This window comes from Capsulimonas corticalis (assembly GCF_003574315.2).
In the GTDB taxonomy this organism is placed as follows: Bacteria; Armatimonadota; Armatimonadia; order Armatimonadales; family Capsulimonadaceae; genus Capsulimonas; species Capsulimonas corticalis.
Genome location: NZ_AP025739.1, coordinates 1,846,663 through 1,872,695 on the forward strand (window position 1 = coordinate 1,846,663; position 26,033 = coordinate 1,872,695).

At 62.1% G+C, this 26,033-nt stretch carries 25 protein-coding genes; 17 read left to right on the plus strand and 8 right to left on the minus strand.

The window, feature by feature from the left end; genetic code table 11:
* Positions 1 to 42 precede the first annotated feature (42 nt).
* Both D5261_RS07830 and D5261_RS07835 read left to right on the plus strand, forming a co-directional pair.
* Positions 43 to 828, plus strand: coding sequence for a class II aldolase/adducin family protein (locus D5261_RS07830; protein WP_119322650.1), 786 nt, complete (start codon positions 43 to 45; stop codon positions 826 to 828).
* A gap of 42 nt (positions 829 to 870) precedes the next feature.
* Positions 871 to 3,153 (plus strand): glycoside hydrolase family 95 protein, encoded by a 2,283-nt coding sequence (locus D5261_RS07835; protein ID WP_165864358.1) that lies wholly within the window; start codon positions 871 to 873, stop codon positions 3,151 to 3,153.
* A 51-nt stretch (positions 3,154 to 3,204) separates the two neighbouring features.
* On the opposite strand, the gene D5261_RS07840 is transcribed toward D5261_RS07835, so the two are convergent.
* Positions 3,205 to 4,902, minus strand: a complete 1,698-nt coding sequence (locus D5261_RS07840) for a hypothetical protein (protein WP_119322648.1) — start codon at positions 4,900 to 4,902, stop codon at positions 3,205 to 3,207.
* Between the two features lie 174 nt (positions 4,903 to 5,076).
* Between D5261_RS07840 and D5261_RS07845 the strand changes: the two genes are divergently transcribed.
* The 4 genes from D5261_RS07845 to D5261_RS07860 all read left to right on the plus strand — a co-directional run bounded on the left by D5261_RS07845 (position 5,077) and on the right by D5261_RS07860 (position 8,544).
* Positions 5,077 to 6,408 (plus strand): cytochrome P450, encoded by a 1,332-nt coding sequence (locus tag D5261_RS07845; protein ID WP_119322647.1) that lies wholly within the window; start codon positions 5,077 to 5,079, stop codon positions 6,406 to 6,408.
* 50 nt (positions 6,409 to 6,458) lie between these two features.
* Positions 6,459 to 7,721, plus strand: a complete 1,263-nt coding sequence (locus D5261_RS07850; RefSeq protein WP_119322646.1) for a pentapeptide repeat-containing protein — start codon at positions 6,459 to 6,461, stop codon at positions 7,719 to 7,721.
* Positions 7,722 to 7,821: 100 nt separating this feature from the next.
* On the plus strand, positions 7,822 to 8,241 hold the full coding sequence (locus tag D5261_RS07855) for a hypothetical protein (protein WP_119322645.1): 420 nt from the start codon (positions 7,822 to 7,824) through the stop codon (positions 8,239 to 8,241).
* Positions 8,242 to 8,289: 48 nt separating this feature from the next.
* On the plus strand, positions 8,290 to 8,544 hold the full coding sequence (locus D5261_RS07860) for a hypothetical protein (protein WP_119322644.1): 255 nt from the start codon (positions 8,290 to 8,292) through the stop codon (positions 8,542 to 8,544).
* A gap of 91 nt (positions 8,545 to 8,635) precedes the next feature.
* Here D5261_RS07860 and D5261_RS07865 read toward each other — a convergent pair whose 3' ends face one another.
* Positions 8,636 to 10,402, minus strand: coding sequence for a phosphatidylinositol-specific phospholipase C domain-containing protein (locus tag D5261_RS07865; RefSeq protein ID WP_165864357.1), 1,767 nt, complete (start codon positions 10,400 to 10,402; stop codon positions 8,636 to 8,638).
* A 352-nt stretch (positions 10,403 to 10,754) separates the two neighbouring features.
* Here D5261_RS07865 and D5261_RS07870 point away from each other — a divergent pair, with 352 nt between their 5' ends.
* The gene (locus D5261_RS07870; protein WP_119322643.1) at positions 10,755 to 11,357 is read left to right on the plus strand and encodes a hypothetical protein; all 603 of its coding nucleotides are present in this window, start codon (positions 10,755 to 10,757) and stop codon (positions 11,355 to 11,357) included.
* Between the two features lie 50 nt (positions 11,358 to 11,407).
* Here D5261_RS07870 and D5261_RS07875 read toward each other — a convergent pair whose 3' ends face one another.
* Together D5261_RS07875 and D5261_RS07880 are read right to left on the minus strand one after the other, a co-directional pair.
* Positions 11,408 to 11,761, minus strand: coding sequence for a hypothetical protein (locus D5261_RS07875; RefSeq protein ID WP_119322642.1), 354 nt, complete (start codon positions 11,759 to 11,761; stop codon positions 11,408 to 11,410).
* Positions 11,762 to 12,056: 295 nt separating this feature from the next.
* Complete coding sequence (locus D5261_RS07880; RefSeq protein WP_119322641.1) at positions 12,057 to 12,251, minus strand: helix-turn-helix domain-containing protein; 195 nt, start codon at positions 12,249 to 12,251, stop codon at positions 12,057 to 12,059.
* 212 nt (positions 12,252 to 12,463) lie between these two features.
* On the opposite strand from D5261_RS07880, the gene D5261_RS07885 reads away from it, so the two are divergent.
* Positions 12,464 to 12,862 carry an SLOG family protein gene (locus D5261_RS07885; protein ID WP_119322640.1) on the plus strand — a complete coding sequence of 133 codons (399 nt, stop codon included), beginning with the start codon at positions 12,464 to 12,466 and terminating at the stop codon, positions 12,860 to 12,862.
* 8 nt (positions 12,863 to 12,870) lie between these two features.
* Here the strand turns inward: D5261_RS07885 and D5261_RS07890 are convergent, their stop codons facing one another.
* Positions 12,871 to 13,083, minus strand: coding sequence for a hypothetical protein (locus D5261_RS07890; protein ID WP_119322639.1), 213 nt, complete (start codon positions 13,081 to 13,083; stop codon positions 12,871 to 12,873).
* 141 nt (positions 13,084 to 13,224) lie between these two features.
* Here D5261_RS07890 and D5261_RS07895 point away from each other — a divergent pair, with 141 nt between their 5' ends.
* The 3 genes from D5261_RS07895 (at position 13,225) to D5261_RS07905 (ending at position 15,513) form a co-directional block, all read left to right on the plus strand.
* Positions 13,225 to 13,551 (plus strand): hypothetical protein, encoded by a 327-nt coding sequence (locus D5261_RS07895; protein ID WP_119322638.1) that lies wholly within the window; start codon positions 13,225 to 13,227, stop codon positions 13,549 to 13,551.
* 28 nt (positions 13,552 to 13,579) lie between these two features.
* A complete protein-coding gene (locus tag D5261_RS07900; RefSeq protein WP_119322637.1) occupies positions 13,580 to 14,116 on the plus strand; it encodes a GNAT family N-acetyltransferase in 537 nt (178 codons plus the stop codon).
* A 95-nt stretch (positions 14,117 to 14,211) separates the two neighbouring features.
* The gene (locus D5261_RS07905) at positions 14,212 to 15,513 is read left to right on the plus strand and encodes a PP2C family protein-serine/threonine phosphatase (protein WP_218025656.1); all 1,302 of its coding nucleotides are present in this window, start codon (positions 14,212 to 14,214) and stop codon (positions 15,511 to 15,513) included.
* Positions 15,514 to 15,608: 95 nt separating this feature from the next.
* Here D5261_RS07905 and D5261_RS07910 read toward each other — a convergent pair whose 3' ends face one another.
* Positions 15,609 to 16,511 (minus strand): nucleoside hydrolase, encoded by a 903-nt coding sequence (locus D5261_RS07910; RefSeq protein ID WP_119322635.1) that lies wholly within the window; start codon positions 16,509 to 16,511, stop codon positions 15,609 to 15,611.
* A gap of 118 nt (positions 16,512 to 16,629) precedes the next feature.
* Between D5261_RS07910 and D5261_RS07915 the strand changes: the two genes are divergently transcribed.
* From D5261_RS07915 to D5261_RS07935, 5 genes are all read left to right on the plus strand, one after another.
* Positions 16,630 to 17,229 (plus strand): PadR family transcriptional regulator, encoded by a 600-nt coding sequence (locus tag D5261_RS07915; protein WP_119322634.1) that lies wholly within the window; start codon positions 16,630 to 16,632, stop codon positions 17,227 to 17,229.
* Between the two features lie 6 nt (positions 17,230 to 17,235).
* The gene (locus D5261_RS07920) at positions 17,236 to 18,987 is read left to right on the plus strand and encodes an ABC transporter ATP-binding protein (protein ID WP_119322633.1); all 1,752 of its coding nucleotides are present in this window, start codon (positions 17,236 to 17,238) and stop codon (positions 18,985 to 18,987) included.
* The gene (locus D5261_RS07925; protein WP_218025655.1) at positions 18,974 to 19,795 is read left to right on the plus strand and encodes an ABC transporter permease; all 822 of its coding nucleotides are present in this window, start codon (positions 18,974 to 18,976) and stop codon (positions 19,793 to 19,795) included. Before D5261_RS07920 ends, D5261_RS07925 begins: the two co-directional genes overlap by 14 nt.
* Positions 19,796 to 19,822: 27 nt before the next feature.
* A complete protein-coding gene (locus D5261_RS07930; protein WP_245992599.1) occupies positions 19,823 to 20,842 on the plus strand; it encodes an ABC transporter ATP-binding protein in 1,020 nt (339 codons plus the stop codon).
* 251 nt (positions 20,843 to 21,093) lie between these two features.
* Positions 21,094 to 21,519, plus strand: coding sequence for a hypothetical protein (locus tag D5261_RS07935; RefSeq protein ID WP_119322632.1), 426 nt, complete (start codon positions 21,094 to 21,096; stop codon positions 21,517 to 21,519).
* Between the two features lie 79 nt (positions 21,520 to 21,598).
* Here the strand turns inward: D5261_RS07935 and D5261_RS07940 are convergent, their stop codons facing one another.
* Positions 21,599 to 22,393, minus strand: coding sequence for a type II secretion system protein (locus D5261_RS07940; protein WP_119322631.1), 795 nt, complete (start codon positions 22,391 to 22,393; stop codon positions 21,599 to 21,601).
* A gap of 353 nt (positions 22,394 to 22,746) precedes the next feature.
* Entirely contained in the window at positions 22,747 to 24,636 is a 1,890-nt protein-coding gene (locus D5261_RS07945) for a fascin domain-containing protein (RefSeq protein ID WP_119322630.1), read from the minus strand.
* A gap of 307 nt (positions 24,637 to 24,943) precedes the next feature.
* Here D5261_RS07945 and D5261_RS07950 point away from each other — a divergent pair, with 307 nt between their 5' ends.
* Complete coding sequence (locus D5261_RS07950; RefSeq protein ID WP_119322629.1) at positions 24,944 to 26,005, plus strand: LacI family DNA-binding transcriptional regulator; 1,062 nt, start codon at positions 24,944 to 24,946, stop codon at positions 26,003 to 26,005.
* The last annotated feature ends 28 nt before the right edge of the window (positions 26,006 to 26,033 follow it).

Consider the following 26,033-nt stretch of genomic DNA (forward strand, 5'->3'; position numbering starts at 1 on the left):
ACGAAGCACATGAATTTATTAGATTCTTTGGAGATTATCGCTATGCAAGACATTGTCCTCACTGACCTCCTGCAAACACTGCTGACGCTGTCCCACGATCTGGGAAACAGTGCGCACGAATGGTCGATCCTTGGCGAAGGCAACACCTCCGCGTGCGTCGACGCCGAGACATTCTTCGTGAAGGCCAGCGGCTCACAGCTCGCCGATCTTACCGCCGACCAGTTGGTCCGCGTGCGGCTGGAGCCGTTCCTGACAGCCATCACGTCGGGCGTCGCCTACAGCGACGAGGATACCGAAGCCATGCTTCAGGACGCCCGCGTGGATTCCGGCGCGCGCATGCCCAGCGTGGAGACGATGTTTCACGCCGACCTGCTCGGCTCGTTCGGCGCGCGGTTTGTCGGGCACACGCATGTCGCCAGCATCAATAGTCTGCTCTGCTCCGATGCCGGCTGGAGCGCCGTTCAGCAGGGCTATCTTTTTCCCGATGCGATCGTCGTCTGCGGGGTCGCCCCTTGTTTTGTGCCGTATGTCGATCCCGGCCTTGCTCTGGCGCGCGCCATTCATCAGGCCGTGGAATCCTATCGAAGCGACTACGGGGTCACTCCGAAAACGATCTATCTGCGCAGCCACGGATTGATCGCGCTCGGCGGCTCCGCGGCTGAAGTGCTGGCGATCACCCGAATGGCGGACAAGGCGGCGAAGATTATGATCGGCGCGCTCGCCTGCGGCGCTCCGCGATTTCTCGGCGCCGACGTCGTCGCGCGAATCTCCGGCCGCAAAGACGAGCACCTGCGCCAGCGCGCTCTTGGTCTGACCGTAACGGCGTAACGGAATCGACTCGAAAATACCATGGCTTACACAAATAGAACGATGACTAACACAACTCGAAACCCTATCTTCCAGGTCCGGCTCTCTGGATTTCTTCTCAAGGCGCTCTTCGCTATGCTGGCCCTGTGCCTCCCATGGACGGCGCGCGCCGTCGCGCCGCAGGGCGACGCCCCGTCTCCGCTGACGCTCTGGTATCTCCAGCCCGCCGCCGGGGGCATGAACGAGGCGCTGCCGATCGGCAACGGCCGGATGGGCGCATTGCTCTACGGCGGCGCCGCCGACGAAAGGATCGTCTTCAACGAAAGCAGCCTCTGGACCGGCGACAAAAATCCGGGCGGAGATTACGGCAAGATGGGGAGTTACCAGAAGTTCGGCGAGATCGATTTCGATCAGCCGGCGATCTACTCCGCGACCCACTATCGCCGCGATCTGGATCTCGCCAGCAGCACGGCGCATGTTCGCTACGACGCCAACGGCGTGACCTACCACCGCGAGTACTTCGCCAGCAACCCCGCCCAGGTGATCGTGGCCCGCTACACCGCCGATCGTCCGGGAGCGTATACGGGCGCCCTCTCGCTGGCGGGAGCGCATGACGAGAAGATCGCCGTGTCCGGCGCGCACCGGATGACGTTCTCCGGCAAGCTGTCCAATGGGATGGCGTACGAGGCGCAGCTCCAGGTCATCGTGGACGGCGGGACATCCAAGATCGACGGCTCCACGATCTCGATCGATCGCGCCAGCAGCGTCACCCTGATTCTGGGGGCCGCGACGAACTATGTCATGGACTACGCCCGGAATTACCAGGGCGGCGATCCGCACCCGGCCCTGACCCAGCAGGTCGACGCCGCGTCACAGTCGCCTTACGACACACTCCGGCGGCGGCACATCGCCGATTATGGAACCCTGTTTCAGCGGGTGAGCCTCGATTTGGGAAAGACCTCCTCGGATCGGCGCGCGCTGCCAACCGACGCCCGGAAAATTCTGGCGGGGCAGGGCGACGACCCGGAGCTGGAGCAGCTGCTGTATCAGTATGGGCGCTATCTGCTCCTTTCCTGCTCCCGGCCCGGCAGCCTGCCCTCCAATCTCCAGGGGATCTGGAACGACAGCAATACGCCGCCTTGGTCCAGCGACTACCACACCGACCTGAATATTGAGATGGATTACTGGCCCGTCGAAGTCGCCAACCTGCCGGAGTGCGCGGAGCCTCTCTTCGACCTCGTCGACAGCCAGATTCCCTCTTGGCGCGTACTGACGCAAGCCGATCCGGAGTACAAGCTGGCGTCCGGAGCGCAGCCGACGATGGGATGGGACACGCGTGCGTCGTTCAACGTCACCGGGGGCATGGGATGGCTGTGGATCAAAACGACCAACGCCTGGCTCCTTCAAAGCTACTGGGAGCATTACGCATTTACAGGGGATAAAGAATTTCTGAGGAAGCGGGCCTACCCGCTGATGAAAGAGATCTGTCAGTTTTGGGGGGCGGAGCTCAAGACGCTGCCCGATGGCCGCCTGGTCGTCCCGAACGGCTGGTCACCGGAGCACGGCTCGTTCGAGGACGGCGTCAGTTTCAATCAGGAGCTGGTCTGGGACCTCTTTACCAACGACATCGCCGCCAGCAAAGCGCTGGATATCGACGCCGACGATCGCGCCCGAATTGCCGCGCTGCGCGATAAGCTGCTCACTCCCAAGATCGGCCACTGGGGCCAGCTGCAAGAGTGGGTAGAGGATAAAGATGATCCCAACGACCATCACCGGCATACGTCGCACCTGATCGGCGTCTACCCCGGCCACGAATTCAGCGTGCAAGAAACCCCCGCGATCATGGACGCCGCGAAGGTCTCGCTGCTCCATCGCGGCAACATCGGCGATGTCACCGAGTGGGTCTACCCATGGCGCGCCGCGCAGTTCGCTCGGATGCGCGACGGCGATGGCGCCGATCGCCAATTGACGCAGTTCTTCGCCGCGCGCAATTCCTGTGTGAACCTGTTCGGCTTATTGGGCGACGTCACTCCGCCGGTCATGCAGATCGATGGCAACTTCGGCGTCACGGCCGCCATGTCCGAAATGCTCCTGCAAAGCCAGAACGACGGAATTGACCTGCTGCCGGCGCTCCCCATGTCCTGGCGGACCGGCTCCATCACTGGCCTGCGCGCACGCGGAGGCTTCGTCGTTGACGAATCCTGGCGCAGCGGCGCCCTGAAAAGCGTGACCGTACATAGCGCCGCGAGCGCCGCGCTCACACTGCGCTACAAGAGAAAATCCGTCGCGCTTACCTTCAAGCCCGGTCAAACGATCCGACTCGATGGAAGCCTGACACGTCAATGAGCCCGCAGCACAGCGGTTAAGACGCCGTGTTCAAATGAGAAGCGCCGCTTCTTAGCGCTTCGCGGCCTGATAGATTTCCTGTACTGGCTTCATTTCCGGAGTCTCATACCATGCCCGGAATAAGAGGATGTCGCCGTGGCGTACGGAATCGATCAGCTCGGCGCGGCGGGTGTCGAGCGGGCCGCCGGAGGTGTCGGTAGCGACGGAGATGACGGTGAAGGAGTCGGGGTAGATGCGGCGCACGGCGGCCGGAGTGGCCGCGATGTCTTGTTTGAGCTCGTCGTAGGGGGCGCCGTAGGCGTAGTAACGCGTTGTCTGCTGCTCCGGGATGAGCAGCACGTCCGGGTTGGCCGTGGCGGCGTCCTGAAAGAGCCGCGCGGGGAGCAGTTCGTAGGCCTTTTCATCGCTCGGGCTGGATCCAAGGTCGAAGTGGACGTTCGAATCGACGTAGAACAGCGTGCATCCCCAGCGCTTTTTGGCGTAGGCGATCTTGTCGTTCAGGTTGTAGAGGTGATCGGCCACCTGGACCTGCTCCGCGATATCGCCATAGAGAGTCTTCATGGGTTTCTGGGGCCGCAGGCAGACGCCGACGCGCAGGCCGGCGTCCCGGAACTTCTGGAAGAAGCGGTCCGCGACCGGATCCACCTCCGCCGGCAGATGGCGCGGATCGCCCACATAGCTCATCGCGTGCGGATACTCCTGTCCCTCAATATCCCAGATGATCACGCCCTGGGCGTCGGTCGCCTTCAGCAGTGGAATACAATGGTCCGCCAGATCGAGCAGGCGGGTTTGCAGCGCCTGCCGGCCTTCCGGCGTCGTAACATCCACCGCCGGGTCGTTGTTGAACCACCCGCGCGGGTTCTTGCCATTGCCGGGATGCGGTACGGTCACGCTCAGGTTGAGATAACCGATCGGGCGCCGATCCTTCCAGGTCAAATGGGACGGGTACGCGGCGGCGTACTTTCGGTAAACATCGGTCGCGAGGGTGTCCGGAGCGGCTCCCGCCGGCCCGGTCCGCAGCGACAGATGCAGATGCGCGGACTCACCGGGGTAGATCGGACGGTCGATGCGCGGCGACGCCATCCAGGCGCTGGGAAAGACCGCATCGCGATACGTCGCCGCCAGCAATGGGAACACGGAATCCGGCTTCTTCGGGTCTCCGGTCGGCAGGCCAAAGTACAGTGGCTGCGTCACATCGTCGTTCGCCGCCGCCAGCGCGCCGCTTCCGTACTCAACCCCCACCACGGTCGGCTTGTCTACATTCGAGCCGGTGCGCAGGCCATCCTCGAAACTCTTCACCCCGCCGGGAAACTTGAGCGTGAGAAGCTGAATCAGAACGCCGCTCAGGACATCCCCCGAATGGTTGCTGATGGCGATGTCGAAATTCACCCGCCCCGCCGCCGGCGTGGCCGTACAGCTGACGGCGCCCCAGTCATAGGCGCGGGTGACGCGTCGGGCTTTGGGATCGATGGTCTGTTTCCCGGTTCCCAGGGGCCGATTGACCGCCGTCCCGTCCGGCCGCGTGAAGAGGACGGTCTTGACATCGAAGCGTCCATCGCTCAGAAGCTCATCGCTCCCAGACTTCAGCGAGGCCAGCCCGTCATGACCGAACGCCGCCTGTACGGAGCGCGCGTTCCGCGCGGGCGGCTGCGCTCCCAAGCAGCGATGCGGCGCGCCGCTCAGCATCGTCGCGCCGGCAAACAATGTGCATAAGATCTGGGGAGACAGTTTCTGAAACAAATGGCCCATGGTTCGGTATTAGCCCTCGAATTGCTTCTCTGCTTGCAGTCTATGACTCTGACAGCAGAGTTCAATCATTATACTGTATCCACCGAATTAACACAAATGTCTTTTTGGATCTTGATTGCCCACTGCGTCGCGTGCGTTATCCTGGCGCGCGGCGGGTAGATTAAAGATACGAGTATGAAAACAACATTGTCGGCTCCGCCAGGCGGGTGGCTCGGCCACCTTCCCGCATTGCAGCGCGATCCGCTGGTGTTTCTTGCGGAGTGCGCGCGCGATTATGGGCCGGTTGCGCCGCTGCGCTTTCCCGCCATGTCCGCCCTGCTTCTGCTGGACGCGGACGATATCGAGCGGGTTCTGGTGACGGACCATCAGAACTTCGTGAAGCCGATTTGGCTGCGCACCGCCGCCGTCCGGCGTCTTCTTGGCGACGGCCTCGTCACCACGGACGGCGATGACTGGCGCCGCCAGCGCCGGCAGTGCCAGCCGGCGTTTCTTCCGCATCAGATTCCGGCGTATGGAGATACGTTCGCCGCGCTCACCGGCCGGATGCTGTCGCAGTGGCGGCGCGGACAAACTCGGGATGTGCAGAGCGATATGGCGCGCCTCACCCTGGAGATCGTTGCGCGGACGATGCTGGGCAGCGATATCGCGGCGCAGGCGGGAGAGATCGGGGAGGCCATGGATACCGTGATGGCCTGCTTCGGAGCGAAGCATCGCCTGTTCGGCCTCTTGCCGCTGCCGCCGTCCCGGCGTGAGGCCCGGGCGATCGGACGGCTGGACGCGCTTGTGGACGCGCTGATCGCGGAGTATCGAGCGGGAGGCGCTCACCAGAGCGATGCGCCATTGCTGGGCTCGCTGCTCAGCGATCCGGATCAGGACCCGGCGTACGTCCGCGAGCAAGTCAAGACATTTTTAGCCGCCGGCCATGAAAGCTCCGCCCTGGCGCTGACCTGGGCCTTCCTGCTGCTGGCGCGCCATCCCGGCGCCGACGCGCGTCTCGCGCGGGAGCTGGACAGCGTACTGGGAGGCCGAGCGCCTACGCAGCGCGATCTGCCCGACCTCCCGTATACGCTGGCCGTGGTGAAGGAGACCCTGCGACTGTATCCGCCGCTCTGGATGGTTGGCCGCACCGCCGTAAAAGACGGTGTGATTGGCGGATTCCCCGCGCCGCGCGGGGCGCTGATTCTGACAAGTCCCTGGGCCGTCCAGCGCAGCGCCCAATACTTTGCCGATCCCGATGCGTTTATTCCGGAGCGCTGGCTGGATGGGAGCCAGGCGCGCCTGCCCAAATACGCCTATTTCCCATTTGGCGGCGGCCCGCGCGTTTGTATCGGCCAGAACTTCGCCGTGATGGAGACGACCCTTTTGCTCGCGACCATCGCCGCGCGCTTTCGGCTGGAGGGCTCTCCCGATCAAGACATCTCTCCCTGGGCCACGATGACTCTGCGGCCGCCGCCGGGAATATTGATGCGTCTGGCGGAGCGTGGCGCGCCGCGTTCCGTGTCATAATGTGAGATCACACGATCGCCGACCGCAGAGCGTATTTCGGCCAACGACCCATGAACCCACCACCCATCCCCATTGCCGCCTACAGCGCCGTTTCCGCCGCAATCGTCGCGTTCATCGCTCTCTGGGTGAACTGCTTCGTCACGCTGAAGAACCAAAAGGACACGCACTTCTACGAAGCGCTCAAACGATTTGGCGACAAGGACAGCGAAGTGCTGCGCGCGAGCGCCGCCGGGCTGCTGGCGCAAATGGGGAGCGAGCGCGACTGGCTCCGCGCGCGCCGACCGTACTGGGAGATCGCCTTCAATCAGCTGCTGGTTGGGACACGGATCGAACGCAACGATGTCGTGCTCTCGTCGGTCATCTCCTCGCTCAAAGCGCTTGTCCGGTATCGGCGGCGCGTGGCGTTCGAGAATATCTTCAGCGTCCACATCGATCTGCAAAAGGATCTGGTCGATAAGCTCGCCCGGCACTACGCCTCCATGACCTACGGCCTGGGCGACGAGACGCCTGGGGACAACCGCGAGGATGTTTGGAGCGACTGGCTGTCGGAAGCGGCGAGCGTCACGCATCTGAAGAGCCAGGAGCTGCCGCGCTTGACTCGGGCGTTTCCGGATGTGTTCAAACATTCGCACCGGGACGCGACCCAGTTTTACCGGGCGATCCATGACGACCACCTGGCCTCGGCGAAGATCGACGCAATCAATGCGCTGGCGGACGCGGCGTGCCGGCTGCGCTGGAACCGTAATTTGCTGGAGGACACCATCAAGCACTTCGCCGGGAAGGATCTCGATCTGAAGTCCGCCTTTCTGCCGCGCGCCAACTTCGCCAAACAGAATTTGCAGGGCGTGGACTTTTCCTGCGCCCTGGTGGACGGCTCCCGTTTTGACGGCGCCGATCTGAGCCGGGCGAAGTTTTCGAACGCCTCCCTCTCGGGCTGTTCGTTTCAGTCCGCCAACTTGCAGTCCACGGACCTGACGAGCGCGGTTTTGCAGGATGCGGATTTGCAGGCGGCGGACCTCTCCGGCGCGAAGATCGTGGACGCGACTTTGAAAAACGCGGATATGACGGACGCGCTGCTGGACCGGATCCACGTCGCGGGCACGCACTGGTGGGAAGCAACATGTTCGGACGCGCCATCCCACGGAAAGCCCGGGAATGAGAAGCGCGTCTGGAGCGCCCTCTACCATGCTTCTGGAAAATGCCTGCCCCACGAAGCGGCGCGGCTCAATTCGTCCGTGAAAGCATTCGTGGAAACGATGCGATCGGAAGGATCGGTGAAGGCGGAAACGAAACCGGGAGTCAAAGAAGGGTAAGCGGGGACATCAACAATTATTGAAATGCTGTGTTTTGCCGGTGCAACTAAATTTGTTCCTGTGTGTCTGAGACAGTAAGAACCACAAGGGAGAAGACAAATTGAAACCACGCAACGCCGCACTTCTGATCGCACTCGTTTGTCTGGTGCTGACGGCGGGAATAATTGTCCATGGATATCAAGAGCGCCGCGCATCCGTAACGCCGTCCGTGTCTTCAGCGAATCCGATGCGGCTGTATACCCGCCGATTCCTGAAGCCGTATAATGAAGTCGTGGTCCCGGACGATGGGGACAAGCGCGCTTTGGCGCATATCGCCGCAAAGCGTTTGGAGCGGGAGCAAAAGATGCGGGAAGCCGTGGGGATGCGCCGCCTGCGTTTGATGAAGCCGATGAAACGGATTTTTGCCGAGCAGATTCCCTCTGGCGATCCTGCGGCGCATTCGGGCGACGTTCTCCTGAAGAGCGTTGAGCTAGCGACAAACGCCAACAAGCTCCAGCTCGGCGTTTTGCCCGTGCGGTGATGGTGTGTGAAGGCTTCCAAAGTCAGTGAAAGAGAGGGGTGTTCGGGAATGACCGATGAACTGGAAATGGACCTGAAGGCGGAGAACGCGCGGATGGCGGCGATGCTGGAGCGATACGCGGCGGCGCTGGAGGCGATCTGCGAGGAAAACTCTCTGGAGACATGTCGTTTCCTCGCCTCGGAGGCGCTCAAGGCGACCGCCCCGCACTCCCACGTCATCCCCGACGAAACTCATGCCCCGCACGCCGCCTATGTCGCGCAGGCGCTCAACGCGATCGACGCGCGGGTGGACGCCAGCGGTTAGCGGCTCCCGAAAGTTCTGAACGGGAAAGCCCTCGACGCCTGCGCGGCGTCGAGGGCTTTTTTGTCATGCGTTCGCGGGAGATCTCGATGGACTACGGGAGTCGTTCGAGGCGGAACTGCTGCTGCGCGTTTCCGTTGTCCGGGTACTGCTGGAGCGGGACATTGTTGCCCGTCTGGCCGCTCGGGATATCCCAGCTCATGCCGTCGTGCACGAAGTAGAACTTGTTGAGGCCGTTCGTCTTCGGAACGATGCGCACTTTCTGATCGCCGACGTTCGCGGTGTTGTAATCGTAGAGCTGAGTGTTGGCGGCGGCGGAGGTGGAGCCGTTCACCACGCAGAGCACGCGGCTGAGGGCGTTGAGGCTGGAGACCTTCAGATCGGCGCCGCCCACGCTTTCAAAGCGCCATTGGAACCAGGGGTTGCTTTCCCAGCTGTACTGGATGATCGGATTGCCGTTGGAGCTGCCGGAATTCTGGATGCAGACATACTTGCCGGCCGCCGTCCGGGCGTAGTAGTCGCCCCATGGCTGGAGCCGCCAGAGCTGGTTAGCCGTCGCGGTGTCCGCGTTCTGCTGCACCTTCGCGTCGTTGGTTGTCGCCGAGCCCGCCACTTCCAGGATCAGGCCGCTCTTCACGTTTTTGATCTTGAAGTATCCATTGCCGGCGTCGACCAGATCGAACTGCTGCGCCGGGTTGCCGCCGGTGTAGTCCCAGGCGTAAAGCTGCGCGCCCGGAGTCGTCAGATCCTGCTGGATGCAGGCGCACTTTCCGGTGACATAAGACGCGATGCGGAAGTGATCGCCATTTTCCGTGGGGGCGAGCGACCAGCGCTGGTTCGGGCCGTTCACATCGTAGGTCCACTGGTTGATGCGCGCGCCGTTGGTCGGATCGCCGCTGATCATGTCCAGCGGCATGCCGCTGTTTTTGTTGACGATCATGAAGAGGGGCGGGCTGGACGCCGGGCCGTCTGCGGGGAAGCTGGTGTTGTAGATCATCGAGCACTTCGCGGCGTCGGCGAAGTCCATCAGCACGGCGCCGAACTTGCCGCTGGTGTTCGCGGCGAAGTAGCTGGTGAGACGAGGATTGATGTTGTTGGAGACGTTCGGGATATTCGGGATTCCGAACGCTCCGCTTTGAACGCCGCTGGCGAAGTTGACGTAGAGCGTGTTCGGGCCGCCGTAGTGCGCTTCGCCGAGCACTTGCGAGATCTGTCCCCACTTCGTGTCATTGTTCGAGACGTTGTAGTTATCTTGAACGCGCAGATATCCGCCGGTGCTGAACGACGTATTGTCCGGCCAGTTCGAGGCGTCGATGCCCTTCGGCGTATTGCTGGCGCCAAATCGGCGGAACAAAACGATCTTGCCGCGCGCCTGATCCAGAGTCGGGATGCTCGACCCCAGGTACCATTTGCTCGGGTTCTTCGCGACATAAGAATCAAAGGTCTGTTCGAACGTGCGCGTGTCTCCGGAAGCCGTGTACTCCTCCTTAACGCTCATAATGACGGTTTCGCTGGGGTTGCTGTTCAAGAAACCGATAACCGCGTTCAGTACATCGTCAAAGTTCGCATTTTCGTAAACTTGTCCGTGATGAATGGCGAAGGCGTCGTTGATATGCCGGCACCGGATATCCATAAACCGGACGCCCGCGTTCAACTGGTCGCCGAAGCTCAGATTTTGACACTTCGCGGTCCCCGACACCGGCTCGGAGAGCGCTCCCGAGTCGTGAGTGCCGGGAATGGAGAATTGGGATAGGGGTAATGAGCCGTTCAGGCTGCTCATCCAGTTGTTTCCCGCAGCGTTGACGCTCAGTGGCGACGCCGCCAGCAGCAGACCGAGAATTCCACGCGTAATGAGTTTCATGTCTCTCCGTTTTCTGTGTAACACACATCAATGTGAGCTGGTCTTAGCGCTCCTCATGGGAGGCGCTTCCGGATTTGATCGAGCGCCCGCGCTTCCAAACGACCTGTCCGCGCGAACATCACTACTATAAGGCCATCGGACCAAACTGTCAAGCAAAAAATGCGCAATTCCTGGCGCCAAATTATGATCAATCGCCACGATGTTCGGATTGTCAAATCGATTGATCGGAAAGTTTGTCTGGCTGTTGTTCAAGGCCGCCTGTCTGGAATTATCGCAGGAAATTCCCGGCGCGATCCCGAAGTGAGCGGCGGCAAGTTCGACACGGAAGGGAAAACCTGCATCCATGAGAATAATGAATCGAGCTGACGGGCGGCGCGCCTTCGCGGACCAGGGAGTCCGGCGCGGTTTCGCCGCCGCGACGGTCGCCGTTCTGGTCCTGGCGCCGTGCGTCCACTCCGCGCTGGCGGCGTCCGTGGACCACGGCCGCCATCGAGGGCGGATCTTGCGTGAGGCTATCCTCGGCGGTTACGCGCTGCGCCCGCCGCGCGGGTTCTCGCTGCGCCAGAGTCCGGGAGCGACCGCGAACTATCAATGGACGGGGCCGCAGTACAACCCCGGCGCGGCGCCGTCACTCAACGCGCGCGTTTCGAGTCTCAGCAGTTCGCCGGGCGGCGCCGACGCGGTGCGCCAGCTAATCGCCTCCCTCCATCAGCGCCGGGCGTGGCGCAACTGGCGGCAATCCAACGGGGAAAATGTCGTGCTGGGCGGCGTGCGCTGCGCGCGGATGACGTGGTCGGGAACCGATCGGGGATATGATTTTGTCGGCGAGGTCGTCGCGCCGCTGGACGGCCGGGGCGGGCTCGTGCTCAATATCGAGGATCTGGCGGGGCATCCCACAACGTGGTCGCTTCTCCAGCGGTCGCTGCGTACGCTGCGAAGAAACGATCTGACATAATGTCGAGGGCGCGCCGGGGCAGAGAAACTGCTCCGGCGCATGAGTTATGATTACAGCGGTTTTTTGTCCTGAACGGTGCGCAGGACCACGCGCGTTTCCCCGGTCGGCCAGTCGCCGGGAACGTTCTCGAAGGCCGGCAGGTCGTCCGACGCCTCCGACTTGGGGATCATCACCATTTCCTGAATGTAAACGCGTCCCTCATCCACCGGCTCCTCGCGCTGCGGGTAGAGCACAAGCACGTGGGTTTCCCGCAAGTGATAGTTGTCGTAAAGAAACATCTCGCGCTGTCGGCGCATCGACGCCATGAATTGCTGGGCGAGATCGTCCGCTGCGCCGGCCTCATTCTTCGGCTCGCGGGGCTGCTCGTACGACGAGCCCGTCGCGAATTCCAACTGTTCTTCCATTTTTGCGCTCCTCATCCGAATGCGGCGATCGCATCCGAATCCGCCTTCACAGCGATCAATTCTCAAAAACGCTTCGGCGTCACCCTTCTATTTTACCTGCTGCGGGGCGCGCTTCGCTCCCAGCCAATCCGAGTGAGGAAAACAGTGTGTAAAGGAATCGCCTGTCTGATGCTGGGAGAAGAGGGGTGAGTGCTTGGCGGGGCGGAGGTCAAGGAGGCGCGATTTGCTGGCGGCGATGCGAGGCGCTCGGGCGCTGAATTCGCGTCGCCGCCGGCGAGGTTATGATGGTCGCGGTTTAGGGTAGCAGCCCAAGCTTGTTTGCCTGGTGAAATGCCTGTACCCGGTTTTTGACATTTAATTTCGTATAGACATTGGATAAGTGAAAATCGACCGTACGCTTGCTGAGAAACAGAGCTTCCGCGACTTCACGGCTCAATTTCCCCTGCATCACGTATTGTAAAATTTCTAGCTCACGTTTAGTTAAATCCATGGTTCCGTCTTAATCATCCTTAACTGGCGGTAGAATTAGGCCATGCCGGCCTTTCGGAATGTTATTTGGACGATGGAACTTCCTGTTACTCATACAGTCCAATTTTAATTGTGGCTTTTAGCACTGTTTTCATTAGATCTCACTTATCTTCGGCTCTGGGCGTCCGGGTATCATAATGGGCAAGATGGGTTTGCGGGCGCGGGAGAAATGAGATGAACGTCGCCGTGGTCGGCTCACGCGAGTTTGCGCCGATCGAGCTGGTATGGGAGTTTTTACGGGACTGGTCCGGGCCGGTCACACGGATCATCTCCGGCGGAGCGCGCGGGGTGGACACCGCGGCGGCGCGTTACGCGCGGGCGCATGGGATTCCGCTGACGGAGATCCGGGCGGATTGGAGTTTGGGACGGCGCGCGGGACCGCTGCGCAATCGCGAGATTGTCGCCGCCTGCGATCTCGTGCTGGCGTTCTGGGACGGATCGTCGCCGGGAACGCGCTCGACTCTGACCTTCGCCGAGGCGCAGGGCAAAGCCGCGTGGGTTATTCCCCAGAACGGCCTGGCTTACGAGTATCTGGGAGACGCTTCGCTCTTTTCCGCGCGGTTTCCAGGCTGATGGCGTGTTCAGCCCTTCTGCGCTTTGGCCTCCAGTTTTTCGATCCGCTTTTGCTGTTCCTGGAACGCATAGAGCAGAATCTCCACGGCTCGCTCACGCACGCGTTCGCGCGAGGGATAGCCCTCCAAGTTCAGGGCGGCGCGAGCCGCCTCCGTCAAGTTCCGAGGCTCCATCGTGCCGGCCACGATGGAGAGCGCCGTCGTCAGCGTCTCAGCTGTCACAAAAATCCACCCTTACTGCGCCGGAAGTGCAGTGGCCGCGCATATCTATGATGATCGGCGCAATAGCGCCGCTTAATTAGACCGTAAATTCTTTGTTTTTTCGAGGAACCAATTGGACGGAGCCGCCGTCAGAGCTGTACTATGAATGAACCAAATCCAGATGCGCAGCTTTGCGCCACACGAGAAGCGGTCGAAAAATGGCTGACGCTGCATGGTGAGTTTTGGGATGGAGATCAAAACCTGACCGCGAACAACCTGACTCTCTGGGCGATCTCGTTCCTGCGAATCACCAAAGATGAGGCGCAGGCCGCCGAGGATCGTCTGAAGCGGGAGGGGGCCAGGGCGGCGTTTACGCGAATCCAGGATGTCGCGGAGCGCGCGGCGGCCCGAGCGCCCGAGATCGATTACGATCATTTGCTGGCGACTTCGTTTCAGATGGAAATGACACGGATGAACGAGCAGGGCTAACCCCTCAAGCGTCGTCTTCGGAGAATGGATGATCGCCAAAATACGCCCCGCGCTATGGCCCGATGACCTTGCCGCGATTGGCGAGCTGGACCGTTCGTTTGTGACGGACCGCCTCTACCGTCCCCGGCGCGGCGAGCTGTCTTTTCAGCTTGTCGAAGAGACTGCGGCGTCGCCGATCCATAAAGTCTACGCGCTGGATCTGGAGGAGCGCGCGATGTGGGACTGCGCCCTTGTGGCGGAGGATCGCCAGGGCGTGATGGGGTTCGCGGCGGCCCAGGTCGCCGCCTGGAACCGGCGCGTCGTGATCCAGCATCTGTATGTCGCGTCCCGCGCCCGGGGCAAGGGCGCCGGAACTCAGCTTCTGGACGGCCTCGAATCCTTCGCTCGCGCTGTCTCCGCCCGCTGCTTGTGGCTGGAGACCCAGAATATCAATCACCCCGCCATTCAATTCTACCGCCGTGCAGGCTTTCAATTCTGCGGGTACGACGACAGCCTTTATGATCCCGCCTCCTTGGAGCAAGAGGAGATTGCTTTGTACTTTCAGCGGCCGATCTCTCAAAAATAAGTGAATCGTTACTCCGGCTCCCAGCGCCAAGTCATGGTATACTGACTGAGCTGGCGTGAATGCTTTCATAGGTTCCCGCCGCATGAGGTGTGAACTTGCAGGCGCCAAAACCCCCCACGGAAGCAGAACGGCTCGCCGCTCTCGCTCGATACGAGATTCTCGACTCCTCGCCCGAAGAAGAATTTGAAGAAGTGACCCGGCTGGCGGCGCGCCTGTGCAATGCGCCGATCGCCCTGATCAGTTTGGTCGATCACGCCCGGCAGTGGTTTCTGTCGGAAGTGGGCATGGGCGTGCGGGAAACGCCGCTCAATATGTCCATCTGCGCGCACGCCATTCTGGAGCCGGATGTCCTGGTGGTGCCCGACACCCGCGAGGATGCGCGTTTCGCCGACAACCCGCTGGTGACCGGAGACCCGCATCTGCGGTTTTACGCGGGCGCTCTGCTCGAAACCGACGATGGGCATGCGCTCGGAACGCTGTGCGTCTTAGACTACAAAACACGGGGGCTGACGGACGAGCAAAAAGATGTTCTGCGCCTGCTTTCAGGTCAGGTGATGAAGCAGCTGGAGCTGCGCCGTCTGGTGCGCCAGCAGGCGCAGGCCATCGCCGAGAAGGAAGAAGCGCGCGTGATGCTGGACGCCGCGTACGCGCACGAAAAGCAGATCGCCGTCACCCTCCAGCGTTCGCTTCTGATGGACGTGGCCGACCGGACATTTCCCGGCCTGGATGTCGCCGCGCTTTACGAGGCCGCGTGGAGCGAAGCGGATGTCGGCGGTGATTTCTACGATCTCTTCACGCTGAGCGCGGACGAAGTCGCGATGGTGGTGGGCGATGTGGCGGGCAAGGGCCTGGGCGCGGCGGCGCGGACGGCGGAGGTCAAATACGCGCTCCGCGCGTTCCATCAGGAGTATCCCGACCCCGCGCGGACGCTCACCCGTCTCAACAACTTCATCTGCCAGTTTCACGACTACTCGACGGAAGCCGAGCCCCGGTTCGTGGTCCTCTTGCTGGGCGTCATCAATATCCATACGGGAGTAACCACGCTGGCCTTCGCGGGCGCCGAACCGCCGATCCTGCTGCGTGAAGACGGCGCCGTCGAGATCATCACCGGCGTCGGCTACCCCCTCGGAATCTTCGCGGGAACCGACTACGAAACCACCGTGATTCACCTCGCTCCCGGCGACACCCTTCTCATGGCGACGGACGGTCTGACGGACGCTCGCCACGACGGCGAGTTTTTGGGGCAGAACGGCCTGGCGAACTTCATCGTCCAGGCGCGCGGCGCCGCCACACTGAAGGGCCTGGGACAGCGCGTCGTCGATCTCGCCAAAGAGTTCGCCGGCGGCCCCATGCGCGACGACATGTGCCTGCTGCTCGCGCGGCGGACGTCGCAGTAACCCCTCTCACACTTCCCTGCCTACCCTATATGAAGTCCCTCCCTGAGAAGGTCATTTTTAGAAAAGTCGCAGGCCGCCTAACCGGCGGCTTTTTGTCAGCCGCCCACAACCGCAAAGTAATGGGCGAAGAACGTCTCCGGCGATACCTCGGACGCCAGGTAGTGCGGGCCGTGGCCGTACGATTGGACTAGGGTCTGTCCCGTGGCGTAAGGGCTGACCAGTTCGACGAGGACTTTTCCGGTGACTGTTTCGCAGAGGGAGGGTTCGAAGATCAGGGCGGCGGCGAGTGGATCGTGGAAGGTGGAGATGGGGCTGTTCTTGAACCAGATATCAGCCATGGCGGCGACGGGGGCGAGGACGCCGGCGGCGGCGGTGAAGCGGCGGCGGCATTCGTCGGCGGGCATCGTGCATTGGGTTGTGACGTCGAGGCCGACGGCGGTGATGCGCGGAACGGGCGCGGCGAAGACCATCGCGGCGGCGTGCGGGTCGCACAGGATATTCCATTCGCACGGCTCCGAGCCATGGTGAGTGTTCCGAAAGTACTGGCCGCCCATGAGCGTGAGCTGCTTGAGCAGAGCGGGAATCTCGGGGTCCAGCGCGAACAGCAGGGCGATATTCGTGAGCGGGCCGATGGCGAGCAGCGTCACTTCGCCGGGACGCGCGCGGATTGTCTCGCGCAGGAACGCGATCGCCGTGTTTTCGCGGCCAAACGTTTCATGCGCCCAGGCGCCCCCTTCGAGCGCGGCGGTTTGCGGCGCGTGCGGCTGGCGCGGCGCCGCCAGGAGCGGGGCCTCCACGCCGACATGAATCGGGATGTCCGTGCGTCCGCCCGCCCGGCAGATCGCGTCGGCCAGGGACGCGCGCTTTTCAGGCTCGCCGGTGACGGTGGTAATCCCCAATAGTTCGCAGCGCGGCTGACGCAGGAGATACGCGAGCGCGACGGCGTCGTCGATGTCGGAGCCGAGATCGGTGTCGAGCAGGATCGGTAGGGTTTGCATGGGGCGCTATTGGCTCATCACGACCGGTTTTCCTTCCCAGCATCGCCTTGACATCCGTAAAATCCATCGAGTATTATAAAGATATATCTTTATAATACTCGATATAGAAGTGAGCGACATGAAAGACCAGCAGCATCTCGACGGCGATCAGGGCGGACGCGGGCGGCATGGCGGGCGCTGCGGCGCCGGCGGGCCGGGGCGGCGCGGGGAGCGGATGGAGCGCGGCTCGCTGCGCTTCGTGCTGCTGGACGCCCTGCGCGACGGGCCGCGCCATGGTTATGAGATTATCAAGGCGATGGAGGAGCGGACGCATGGGCAGTGGTCGCCGAGCGCGGGGGCGGTCTATCCGGCGCTGCAATATCTGAACGACCTGGATCTGGTGAGGGCGGCGGCCGACGGCGACCGGCGCGTTTACGAGCTGACGGCGGCGGGCCGCGCCGAGCTGGAGACGCAGGCGGATCGGGTGGAGGGGTTCTGGACACGCTTCGCGGCGGAAGCGCCGTCGCCGTCCAGCCAGCACGAAGTCGGGTTTCTTCAGGAAGAACTGGAAGATCTGTCGCGGACGATCTGGCGTGGCTTGCGAGAGGCCATCGGCAGTGGGGACCGGGAAGCGATCCGCCGGGTGCGCGCCGTGGTCGAGCGCTCGCGCAATGAGATCCGAGATCTGATCGCCGCCGGCGGCAATGAGGTCCCTGGACCCGACGCGGAGAGAAAGTAGGCGTTTATGCGCGCGCTCCGAAAACTGGGAAGCTTTTTGAAGCCCTACTGGCGCTGGGCGGCGCTCGCGCCGCTGATGATGGCGCTGGAGGTCGCGATGGACCTGATGCAGCCGCGTCTGGTGCAGCGGATGGTCGATCAAGGCATCGCGCACTCGGATATGGCGCTCGTGCTGCATACGGGCGCCTTGCAGGTCGCCTGCGCCGTCATCGGGATGTTCGCGGGCATGGGCTGCACTTACTTCGCGGTGCTGGCGGGCCAGGGGTTCGGCGCGGACCTGCGCGAGCGGCTCTTTGGGAAGATCCAATCGCTGTCGTTCGGAAATCTGGACCACCTGGACACCGGCTCGCTGATCACGCGGCTGACCAACGACGTCACGCAGGTGCAGGAAGTCGTCATGATGGTGCTGCGCATCATGGTGCGCGTCCCGCTGCTGCTGGTGGGAAGCTTGATCATGGGCGTGCTGACGAGCCCGCGCCTGTCGCTGCTCTTTTTGATCTTAATTCCGGTGATTTCGGCGGCGCTGGCGGCGATCATCCGCAAGACTTCCCCGCTGTACAGCCAGGTGCAGAAGCGGCTGGATGCGCTCAATACGGTGCTTCAGGAGAATCTGTCGGGCGTGCGCGTGGTCAAAGCCTTCGCCCGCTCCCAGCACGAAGAACGGCGTTTCGCGGATGCGAACGACCAATTGATGACGCAGAATATCACGGCGGCGCGCCTGGGCGCGCTGACCATGCCGGTCGTTATGCTCACCCTGAACTTCGGCGTGGTCGCGGCGCTCTGGTTCGGCGGCGCGCAGGTGGACGCCGGGCAGCTGCGCATCGGTCAGGTCATCGCCTTTATCAACTATTTGATGCAGACTTTGGTCTCCCTGACGATGGCGAGCATGCTGATCCTGCGCTTTTCGCGCGGCGAGGCGTCGGCCCTGCGCATCGAAGAAGTGCTGGACAGCGTCCCCGCCATCCAGCCGGCGCCAAACGCGATCACGCTCGCTCAAACGCGCGGGCGGATCGTCTTTGAAGACGTGCGCTTTGCGTATGACGGCCAGGACCACGATCCCGTGCTGACCGGAGTCTCCTTCACGGCGGAGCCGGGACAGACGGTGGCGATCCTTGGCGCGACCGGCGCCGGCAAATCGAGCCTGGTGAACCTGGTCCCGCGCTTCTACGATGTCGCCGGCGGCCGCGTCACGATCGATGGGCAGGATGTCCGGTCGCTGAGTGAAAAGTCCCTGCGCGGCCATGTCGGGATCGCGCTGCAAGAATCGGTTCTCTTCAGCGGCTCCATTCGCGATAACATCAAATACGGACGCCCCGAGGCAAGCGATGACGACGTCGTCGCGGCGGCGAAGATGGCGCAGGCGCACGACTTTATCATGGGGTTCCCCGAAGGGTATGACACGGTGGTGGGCCAGCGCGGCGTCAACCTCTCCGGCGGACAGAAGCAGCGCATCGCCATCGCCCGCGTGCTGGCGACCGGCGCGGATATCCTGATCCTGGACGACAGCACCAGCGCCGTCGATGTTCAGACGGAGGCGCGGATTCAGCAGGCGCTGGCGGAGCATCGTGAGGGCCGAACGAGCCTGGTCGTAGCCCAGCGGATCAGCACCGTGCTCGGCGCCGATAAGATCCTCGTGCTCGATGACGGCCGGATCGCCGCCGAGGGGACGCACCGCGAGCTGCTGACCTCCAGTCCGATCTACCGGGAGATCTATGAATCGCAGATGGAAAACGGAGTAATCACGGATGGCGGAGAATAAGGCTCAGAAAGAAGACGCGGCGCCCCCGCCGCTGATGGGGCGGGGCTTCGGGCCGGGCGCGCGGATGATGGGCAAGGTCGAAAAGGCCAAGGACCGGCGCGGCGTCCTGCGCCGACTCTGGGGATACCTGCGCCACCAGCGCGCCGCGCTGATCGCCACGGCGGTCATGGTCGCCGCCAGCGTCTTCCTGAACCTGGCGGGACCGTTTCTGCTTGGCCGCGCCATCGATAAGTACATCCTGCGCCGCGATCTGCACGGACTCGCGCATCTTTGCGTGCTGATGCTGATCGTCTACGCCGCCAACTCCCTGCTGACCTGGCTTCAAAGCTACATCATGGCCGGCGCGTCTCAGCGCACCGTCCGCGAGATCCGAAAAGATCTGTTCGCGCGTCTCCAGCATCTGCCGCTGGGCTTTTTTGATCGGAGGCCGAACGGCGAGTTGATGAGCCGACTGACCAACGACGTCGAGAATATCAATCAGGTGCTTTCGGACAGCGTGACGCAGATCGTCTCCGGCGTTCTGAACACCGTCGGCGTGACGGTGGCGATGCTGCTGCTCAATGTCCAGCTCACCGCCGTGACTCTCATCACAATCACGACCATCACCGTGGCGCTGAACCGCTGGGTCGCCACCCGAACGCGCGCGCAGTTTCGATTGCAGCAGGCGGCGCTGGGCAAATTGAATGGATTTATCGAAGAGACCATCACCGCGCAGCGCGTCGTCAAGGCGTACCATCAGGAGCCGGCGGTGATCACCGAATTCGCCGCCTCCAATCGGGAGCTGCGCCAGGCGGCGACGCGCGCTTAGATCTTCTCCGGATATGTCGGCCCCGTGATGAACTTCGTCAGCAACCTCGGCTTGGCGATCGTCGCGGGCGTCGGCGGCGTCCTCGCCGTGCGCGGCGCGATTACCGTCGGCGCGATCGCGACATTCATCAATTACACCCGCCAGTTCGGGCGGCCCCTCAACGATATCGCGAACCTGTACAACTCGATCCAATCCGCGATGGCGGGCGCCGAGCGCGTCTTTGAGATCATCGATGAACCCATGGAAGTCGACGCGCCCGACGCCCGCCCGCTCGCCCAGATCCAGGGCGAAGTCGTGTTCGACGACGTCAGTTTCTCCTATGTCCCCGGCGCGCCCGTCCTGAAGAACGTCTCCCTGGATGCGCGGCCGGGCCAGGTCATCGCGCTGATCGGACCGACCGGCGCCGGCAAGACGACGATCGTCAACCTGCTGACCCGCTTCTATGAGATCGATTCCGGACGCATTACGATCGACGGTCAGGATATCCGCAAAATCAAAAAAGAGGACCTGCGCCGCCAGCTCGGCATCGTCCTGCAAGATACGTTTCTCTTCACCGGGACCGTCCGCGACAACATCAAATACGGCCGCCTGGAAGCCACGAACGACGAAGTGACGGCGGCGGCGAAGCTCGCCAACGCCGACGTCTTTATCCGCCGCCTGCCCGGCGCCTACGACACCGTGCTGTCCGAGCGAGGCGGCAATCTCAGCCAGGGCCAGCGCCAGCTTCTCGCCATCGCCCGCGCGATCCTCGCCGATCCGCGCATCCTGATCCTCGACGAAGCCACCAGCAGCGTCGACACCCGCACCGAGAAGCACATCCAGGAGGCGATGCTGCGACTCATGCATGGCCGCACCAGCTTCGTCATCGCCCACCGCCTGAGCACGATCCGGGAAGCGGACCAGATCCTCGTGATCAACCGGGGCGAGATCATCGAGCGCGGGAACCACGTCGAGCTGGTGGCGCAAAACGGATTCTACGCACGCCTCAGCGCCAACCAGTTCCAGGCTACGGCCGATGACGCGCCGCCCGTCTCGCTCGTCAAATAATTTTCACGCTCGCCGAAATCCTCCCAACTTTCCCCTCCGAACCCGCGATCTTATGAGTATCGGACAGTCGCGGGAAGACGCGCGCCGAGAAAAATCGCATCGCGCGATAATTATCATAAAAAATTAGAAAAAAAGCGGTTTATTCATGAAGGTTGCTTCGATCAGGCTGATCGAAGTCATTAAATACGATTGGCGCGGCCGATCGTAATTCGCTGGATCTTTGCAACCATTGCTCACCAGGAGTTGCTCCCTTGAAGCCCAATAACGCTGTCGCTCTGATTATGCTCTGCTGCCTTCTGGCGGCGGGCGGCTCCATTGTTCACAACTATTCCGAGGCTCACGCCGCCGCATCGGGACGCGCCACGCCTCCGCCGTCGCCTTTTCCGGAGTTGTCGCGGAAGTTTTGCTCGGCCTCCTATCTGGAGTGCCCGCAGCAGGAGGAGTGCGAGTATATGGCGCTGTTCGAGCAGGCGAAGGAAGAGAAGAACCTTTATCGCATCCACGCGCTGCAAGCGGCGCACCGCCAGCATCTCGTGAGTTCCAAAAAGGCGTACGCCGCCTATATGACGGCGCATGGCCATCTCCCGGTATTTTACCGTAACAGGACAAAGGGCAATTTTCAGATGCTGAAGCGTTTGTGCATTATGCGTCCCGAAAAACGGCTGCGCGCCGACTAGGGACGTGGATGCGGCGCGCAGAGTAGGCGCGAAACCTCCGTCGCCGCCGGGATCGGCGGCGACGGAGGTTGAGGAGCGATCAGAAACCGTCGCCCGTATTCGCCTGCGCGGCCGCGAGCGCGTTGGAGAGGTTGTTGTTGTTGGGAATCGTATTGTTTACGTTCCACATGTTGACCGTCGGCGTCAGCGTCGCCGTCGGCTTCATGGACTTGGCGTGATAATCGGCGAACAGGAAGTTGGTTTGGCCGGTGTGGCCCTGCATACGCATGTCGTTATCATCAGTCCAGAACTCCGGGTCGGCGCGCGGCGTCGCTCCGGCGGCGCGCGTTTCTCCGACGGCGATGGTCGTCGCCGGCGAAACGAGCTGTGCGATCGCCGCCGGCGCGGGATCCAAGCCGGGGACGCCGGGCACGAAGTACGGCATCACCACAGGGCCGCCAAAGAAGCTGGCCGCGCCATTGATGTCGCTGCCGCCGACGCAGACATATGAAACGGGGATCGCCGGATAGCCGCGATCGGTGTTCGGGGTGTTGTTGATGGTCACATTCGCCGGGTTATCGGGACACTTGAAGACCTGCGTGCTCTTGACGTAAGAGTAGATGGCGGCCTGCCACGGCGCGGGGCCGCCCGCAATGCCGTCTATCCGCGCATAAGGCAGCGTCTCATCGAAATCCTGCGAGTACTGGGCAAGTCCCAATCCGATCTGCTTCAAATTGGAAATGCAGGAGATCTGGCGGGCCTTTTCACGCGCTTTGGCGAAGACCGGAAACAGAATTGCGGCAAGAATCGCGATGATAGCGATGACGACGAGGAGTTCGATCAGAGTGAAGCCTTGGACGGATATTGTGCGCTTTGAGTGAGAAGAGTGATGCATGAAGATAACCTTTCGTGCGGCCTCACTGGCTGCTCGGAGAAAAACGCAACTTGTTGCGCTCTGCGTCGCGAATAAAAACCGACTTCGAGAAATCGAGTCGGATGGATGTACGACCTCCGAAAGACCAATGTAACGAGTTTATCGATATAAATTGATAAACCTGTTTTTATTATAAGACGCATCCGTCAATCTGTCAAGCATTTCCAAAAATCCCCGAAACGGGGCGGAGCCTGAGGCTCGATGGGGGAATGACGGGAGGTTTCTCCTTGCTGCGTATTGTCCGACAATCATTGGCCCGCGCGCCGCCGGTGGGTTGTTGGGCGGCGCGCCGGCCAGAGATTTTGAGAGCGCCGTTATGGATGGGCGATGGCGGCGGAGGCCATCGCCGCCGCGTTGTTTGTCGTCGAGCCGTGAATCGTCAGCATCTCATTGAGTTTGTCCGGCCGCGATGGGTTCGCCAGCAGGCCGATCCGGACGGTGACGGGATGCGCCTTCGCGGGATTGGCGCACGTCAGCACGAGCTGAAGCTTTTTGCTGGCGCTGGGCCACAGCCGCTGGTCTTTGAGGAAGGCGAAGCCGTCCTTTTCGGCGACCGCCTCCGTAATGTCCTTGCCTCCCATTCGGAAGCCCACGGTCCATTGACGCCCGGGATCGTCGATCTCGGCGCGCAGGACCGGGCTCAGGTCCAGCCACTGGCTTTCATTGCGCAGAGTCAGATCGATCACCCGTGTCGCCGCGCGGCGGCCGTTCGCCAAGCGGGTCGTCGGCACGTAGAGATCCGCTTCCGTGCGCTCCAGCGGCGTCGTTCCCGTGGCGGCCATCTGGGCGCGGGCCGACGCGGAGAGGGTGGTCGGCGCGGAGCATGTGCGCAGGCCGCGCGTGTTGGGGAGCGTGAGGCGCGCCCAGTGCGCGGGGTCGGTGACGTGGTGGATCAGCCAGTAGGCGACGCCGGTCGTCGTGTTGGCCGCCGAGCCGTCGGAGTTCGATTCAGGCAGGGTCGGGGTCTGCGTGTCGTACGCGTAGTCCGCCCAAATCTCGGGCGTCGCCCCCTGGTTTTCATGGTACCGGATACACTGCTGGGCCGCGGACAGCCACTGAGCGGCGGGTAGGTCTCCCGGAGAAACCATCACCATCGACAGCTTACCAAGATTGCGCGCGTATTTGACGACGGACACGCTGCCCTGCTGCATCTGTCCGTTATTGCTGACCCACAGGTCCATCGGTCCATCCGTGGACTGTCCCTCCGTGCGCCCAATGTCGTTGCGGATAGAAGGGTTATTCTGGACATTCTGGTTGATGTCGCCGCCAAACAGCCAGGGGCCGTTCTGCGCGAGGCATGGGCGGATCGCCCCGCTCGGAAGGCCAAGGGTTCGGCACTGGCTGAGCTTGTCGTTGTCGACGCCATAGTTGAGGCTGGTGTAGGTAATGTTGAAGCCGGCATTCAGCAGTTCGTTCATCTCCTGGGCTTCGGTCGAGAGCGTGTACTGGCCGCCGTTGGGGAAGCCGCCCAGGCCCGTGTAGCGCGAATCCGATTCGAAGTACGCGTTTTTATGCGTCATCAGCGGCGCGAGCTGGCTGCACATCGCGCCGGGATTCCCCACCGTGGGAAGAAGCTGGATGAAGTTGGCGTAGAAGCCGTCCACATTGGCGCGAACGTAAGTCCACTGGCTGGGGCTGTTGAGCAGATCCTGCCAGCCATGCATCGTCCCGTAGTACACCTTCGGCGATACCGTCACGGGCATGGTCTGCACGCTGAACGATTCCCACGAGCCGATCGATGTGCTGCTGGCGACGAGGTTATTGCTGGAGTTGTTCGCGCTGACATACTTGGAGTTCGCCATGGCGCGCAGGGCGATATGTCCGCCGCCCGCGTTGATCTCCGTAAATGTCTCCCACGGCCCGAACGCCGTGCGGTTGGCGATGAGGGGGCTCGCTCCGGCATTGTCGGCGCACACATACTCGCCATTGATCTGCGAGCGCAGCGCGATATTGCCTCCCCCCGCGTCCAGCACGGTGAACGATTCCCACGCGGCGGCGGTGGAGCGATTGGCGACCAGCGGGTTGGCGCCGAAGTTATCCGCGCAGACATACTTCCCATTCGCCGTATCCTGAAGGCAAATACTGGCCCCCGGAACCAGCAGCGCGGCGTTCGCCGCGTGCGGGGGAGGCAGGAGACAGAGGGCTAGCGCCAGCGGCGCCGCAGCCAGAATCGGCGTACGCCGGAGGCTTGTGAGACGGTTCATTCGTGTGTTCTCCTTTGATCGAATGTCATCGTAATCCCTGAATTTCTGTATTTGATTTGCAAATATAGCAATAATCACTAATTTGCAAATCGCACCGAGCGAACAGTTTTACCAGAAAGCGGAACTTGTTGCGTTAGTTTTATCAGTATAGGACTCGTACGGGATTCTGTCAAGTGGGTAAATATCAATGGCGATCGTTTTTCTAGAATCGGCGCTTGCCGGAGGTCTTGTCTTGACAGATGTCCGTGTCAAACCGTATCATGAGGATAGAATCCCAATCGACATTTGAACCGAGCTCACCTATCTCATGCGACAAAAACCCACAATCCGTGATATCGCGAGCGCCTGCGGCGTCGCTCCGTCCACGGTCTCTCGTGTCCTCAACAATCGCGCCGGCGAGGTGGGGGAGGAGACGCGGCTGCGTATCCTTGACGCCATGCGGCGCATGAACTATCGCCCGGGACAGACCCGTCAGGCGCCCGCCGATAAAACGTATACGCTGGGGGTGATCTCCGGCATTACCGGGGCGACGTATTACCACGAAGGGTACTTTCACTCCCTGGTGGACAGCCTGCTGGCCGTGATCTCGGAGCGCCGGCAAAACGGACTGATCTTCGCGCCGCACATCTTCCACGCCGCCCCGCAGCAGAGCATCCGCAGCTACTGCGACGGTCAATGTGACGGTCTGCTCGTGCTGGCGCCGGGCATGGAAAGCCTGCTCGTCACCAGTCTTCAGGAACGGGGATTTCCGCTGGCGCTGCTCGGGTCGTCGGGAGGAATCGCATCGGTCGCCTACTGCGACCTCGACAATATCCATGCGGTCGCGCTGGCGATGAACGAATTCGTGGGAATGGGGCATCGGCGCATCGCGCTCTGTCAGGGGCCGGAGGGTCTGGAGGCGACGGCGCTGCGCCATGCGGGCTATTTGCAGGCGCTGTCCACGGCGGGGATTCCGCTGGATGAAGCGCTTGTCTCGCCGATGCTCTCCGATACCAGGACGAACGAAGATTCTCAGTCCATCGCCAGCTGGGTGCGTTGGGTCCTGCGCGCTCTTCCGGCGGGGCGCCGCCCGACCGCGATTCTTTGCTTCAACGATACGCACGCCGGATCCGTGCTTGAGGCGCTGGCGGCGCTATCGCTGCGCGTCCCGGAGGATGTCTCGGTGATCGGGTTTGACGACGGCGGGTCGGCGCACTTCGCGCCGCCGCTGACGACCATTGGACAGCCCTATCGCGAGATCGCCCTCCATGCGGTCGAAGCCGTGCTCGCGCAGATCGCCGGCAATGAAGACAGCGTTTCCCAGCGCGTCCTGCTTCAGGGCAACCTCATACGCCGCCAATCGGTCGCCCCGCCTTCGGCGGCCGATTGACGGCGCACTATGCTCCTCTCTGTCGAAA

What these genes read in the sequence shown, in the direction of transcription:
- D5261_RS07830 (WP_119322650.1), top strand. Translation starts at nt 43, where the DNA reads ATGCAAGACATTGTCCTCACTGACCTCCTGCAAACACTGCTGACGCTG.
- D5261_RS07835 (WP_165864358.1), top strand. Translation starts at nt 871, where the DNA reads ATGACTAACACAACTCGAAACCCTATCTTCCAGGTCCGGCTCTCTGGA.
- D5261_RS07840 (WP_119322648.1), bottom strand. Translation starts at nt 4,902, where the DNA reads ATGGGCCATTTGTTTCAGAAACTGTCTCCCCAGATCTTATGCACATTG.
- D5261_RS07845 (WP_119322647.1), top strand. Translation starts at nt 5,077, where the DNA reads ATGAAAACAACATTGTCGGCTCCGCCAGGCGGGTGGCTCGGCCACCTT.
- D5261_RS07850 (WP_119322646.1), top strand. Translation starts at nt 6,459, where the DNA reads ATGAACCCACCACCCATCCCCATTGCCGCCTACAGCGCCGTTTCCGCC.
- D5261_RS07860 (WP_119322644.1), top strand. Translation starts at nt 8,290, where the DNA reads ATGACCGATGAACTGGAAATGGACCTGAAGGCGGAGAACGCGCGGATG.
- D5261_RS07865 (WP_165864357.1), bottom strand. Translation starts at nt 10,402, where the DNA reads ATGAAACTCATTACGCGTGGAATTCTCGGTCTGCTGCTGGCGGCGTCG.
- D5261_RS07870 (WP_119322643.1), top strand. Translation starts at nt 10,755, where the DNA reads ATGAATCGAGCTGACGGGCGGCGCGCCTTCGCGGACCAGGGAGTCCGG.
- D5261_RS07875 (WP_119322642.1), bottom strand. Translation starts at nt 11,761, where the DNA reads ATGGAAGAACAGTTGGAATTCGCGACGGGCTCGTCGTACGAGCAGCCC.
- D5261_RS07880 (WP_119322641.1), bottom strand. Translation starts at nt 12,251, where the DNA reads ATGGATTTAACTAAACGTGAGCTAGAAATTTTACAATACGTGATGCAG.
- D5261_RS07885 (WP_119322640.1), top strand. Translation starts at nt 12,464, where the DNA reads ATGAACGTCGCCGTGGTCGGCTCACGCGAGTTTGCGCCGATCGAGCTG.
- D5261_RS07895 (WP_119322638.1), top strand. Translation starts at nt 13,225, where the DNA reads ATGAATGAACCAAATCCAGATGCGCAGCTTTGCGCCACACGAGAAGCG.
- D5261_RS07900 (WP_119322637.1), top strand. Translation starts at nt 13,580, where the DNA reads ATGATCGCCAAAATACGCCCCGCGCTATGGCCCGATGACCTTGCCGCG.
- D5261_RS07910 (WP_119322635.1), bottom strand. Translation starts at nt 16,511, where the DNA reads ATGCAAACCCTACCGATCCTGCTCGACACCGATCTCGGCTCCGACATC.
- D5261_RS07915 (WP_119322634.1), top strand. Translation starts at nt 16,630, where the DNA reads ATGAAAGACCAGCAGCATCTCGACGGCGATCAGGGCGGACGCGGGCGG.
- D5261_RS07920 (WP_119322633.1), top strand. Translation starts at nt 17,236, where the DNA reads ATGCGCGCGCTCCGAAAACTGGGAAGCTTTTTGAAGCCCTACTGGCGC.
- D5261_RS07925 (WP_218025655.1), top strand. Translation starts at nt 18,974, where the DNA reads ATGGCGGAGAATAAGGCTCAGAAAGAAGACGCGGCGCCCCCGCCGCTG.
- D5261_RS07930 (WP_245992599.1), top strand. Translation starts at nt 19,823, where the DNA reads ATGAACTTCGTCAGCAACCTCGGCTTGGCGATCGTCGCGGGCGTCGGC.
- D5261_RS07940 (WP_119322631.1), bottom strand. Translation starts at nt 22,393, where the DNA reads ATGCATCACTCTTCTCACTCAAAGCGCACAATATCCGTCCAAGGCTTC.
- D5261_RS07945 (WP_119322630.1), bottom strand. Translation starts at nt 24,636, where the DNA reads ATGAACCGTCTCACAAGCCTCCGGCGTACGCCGATTCTGGCTGCGGCG.
- D5261_RS07950 (WP_119322629.1), top strand. Translation starts at nt 24,944, where the DNA reads ATGCGACAAAAACCCACAATCCGTGATATCGCGAGCGCCTGCGGCGTC.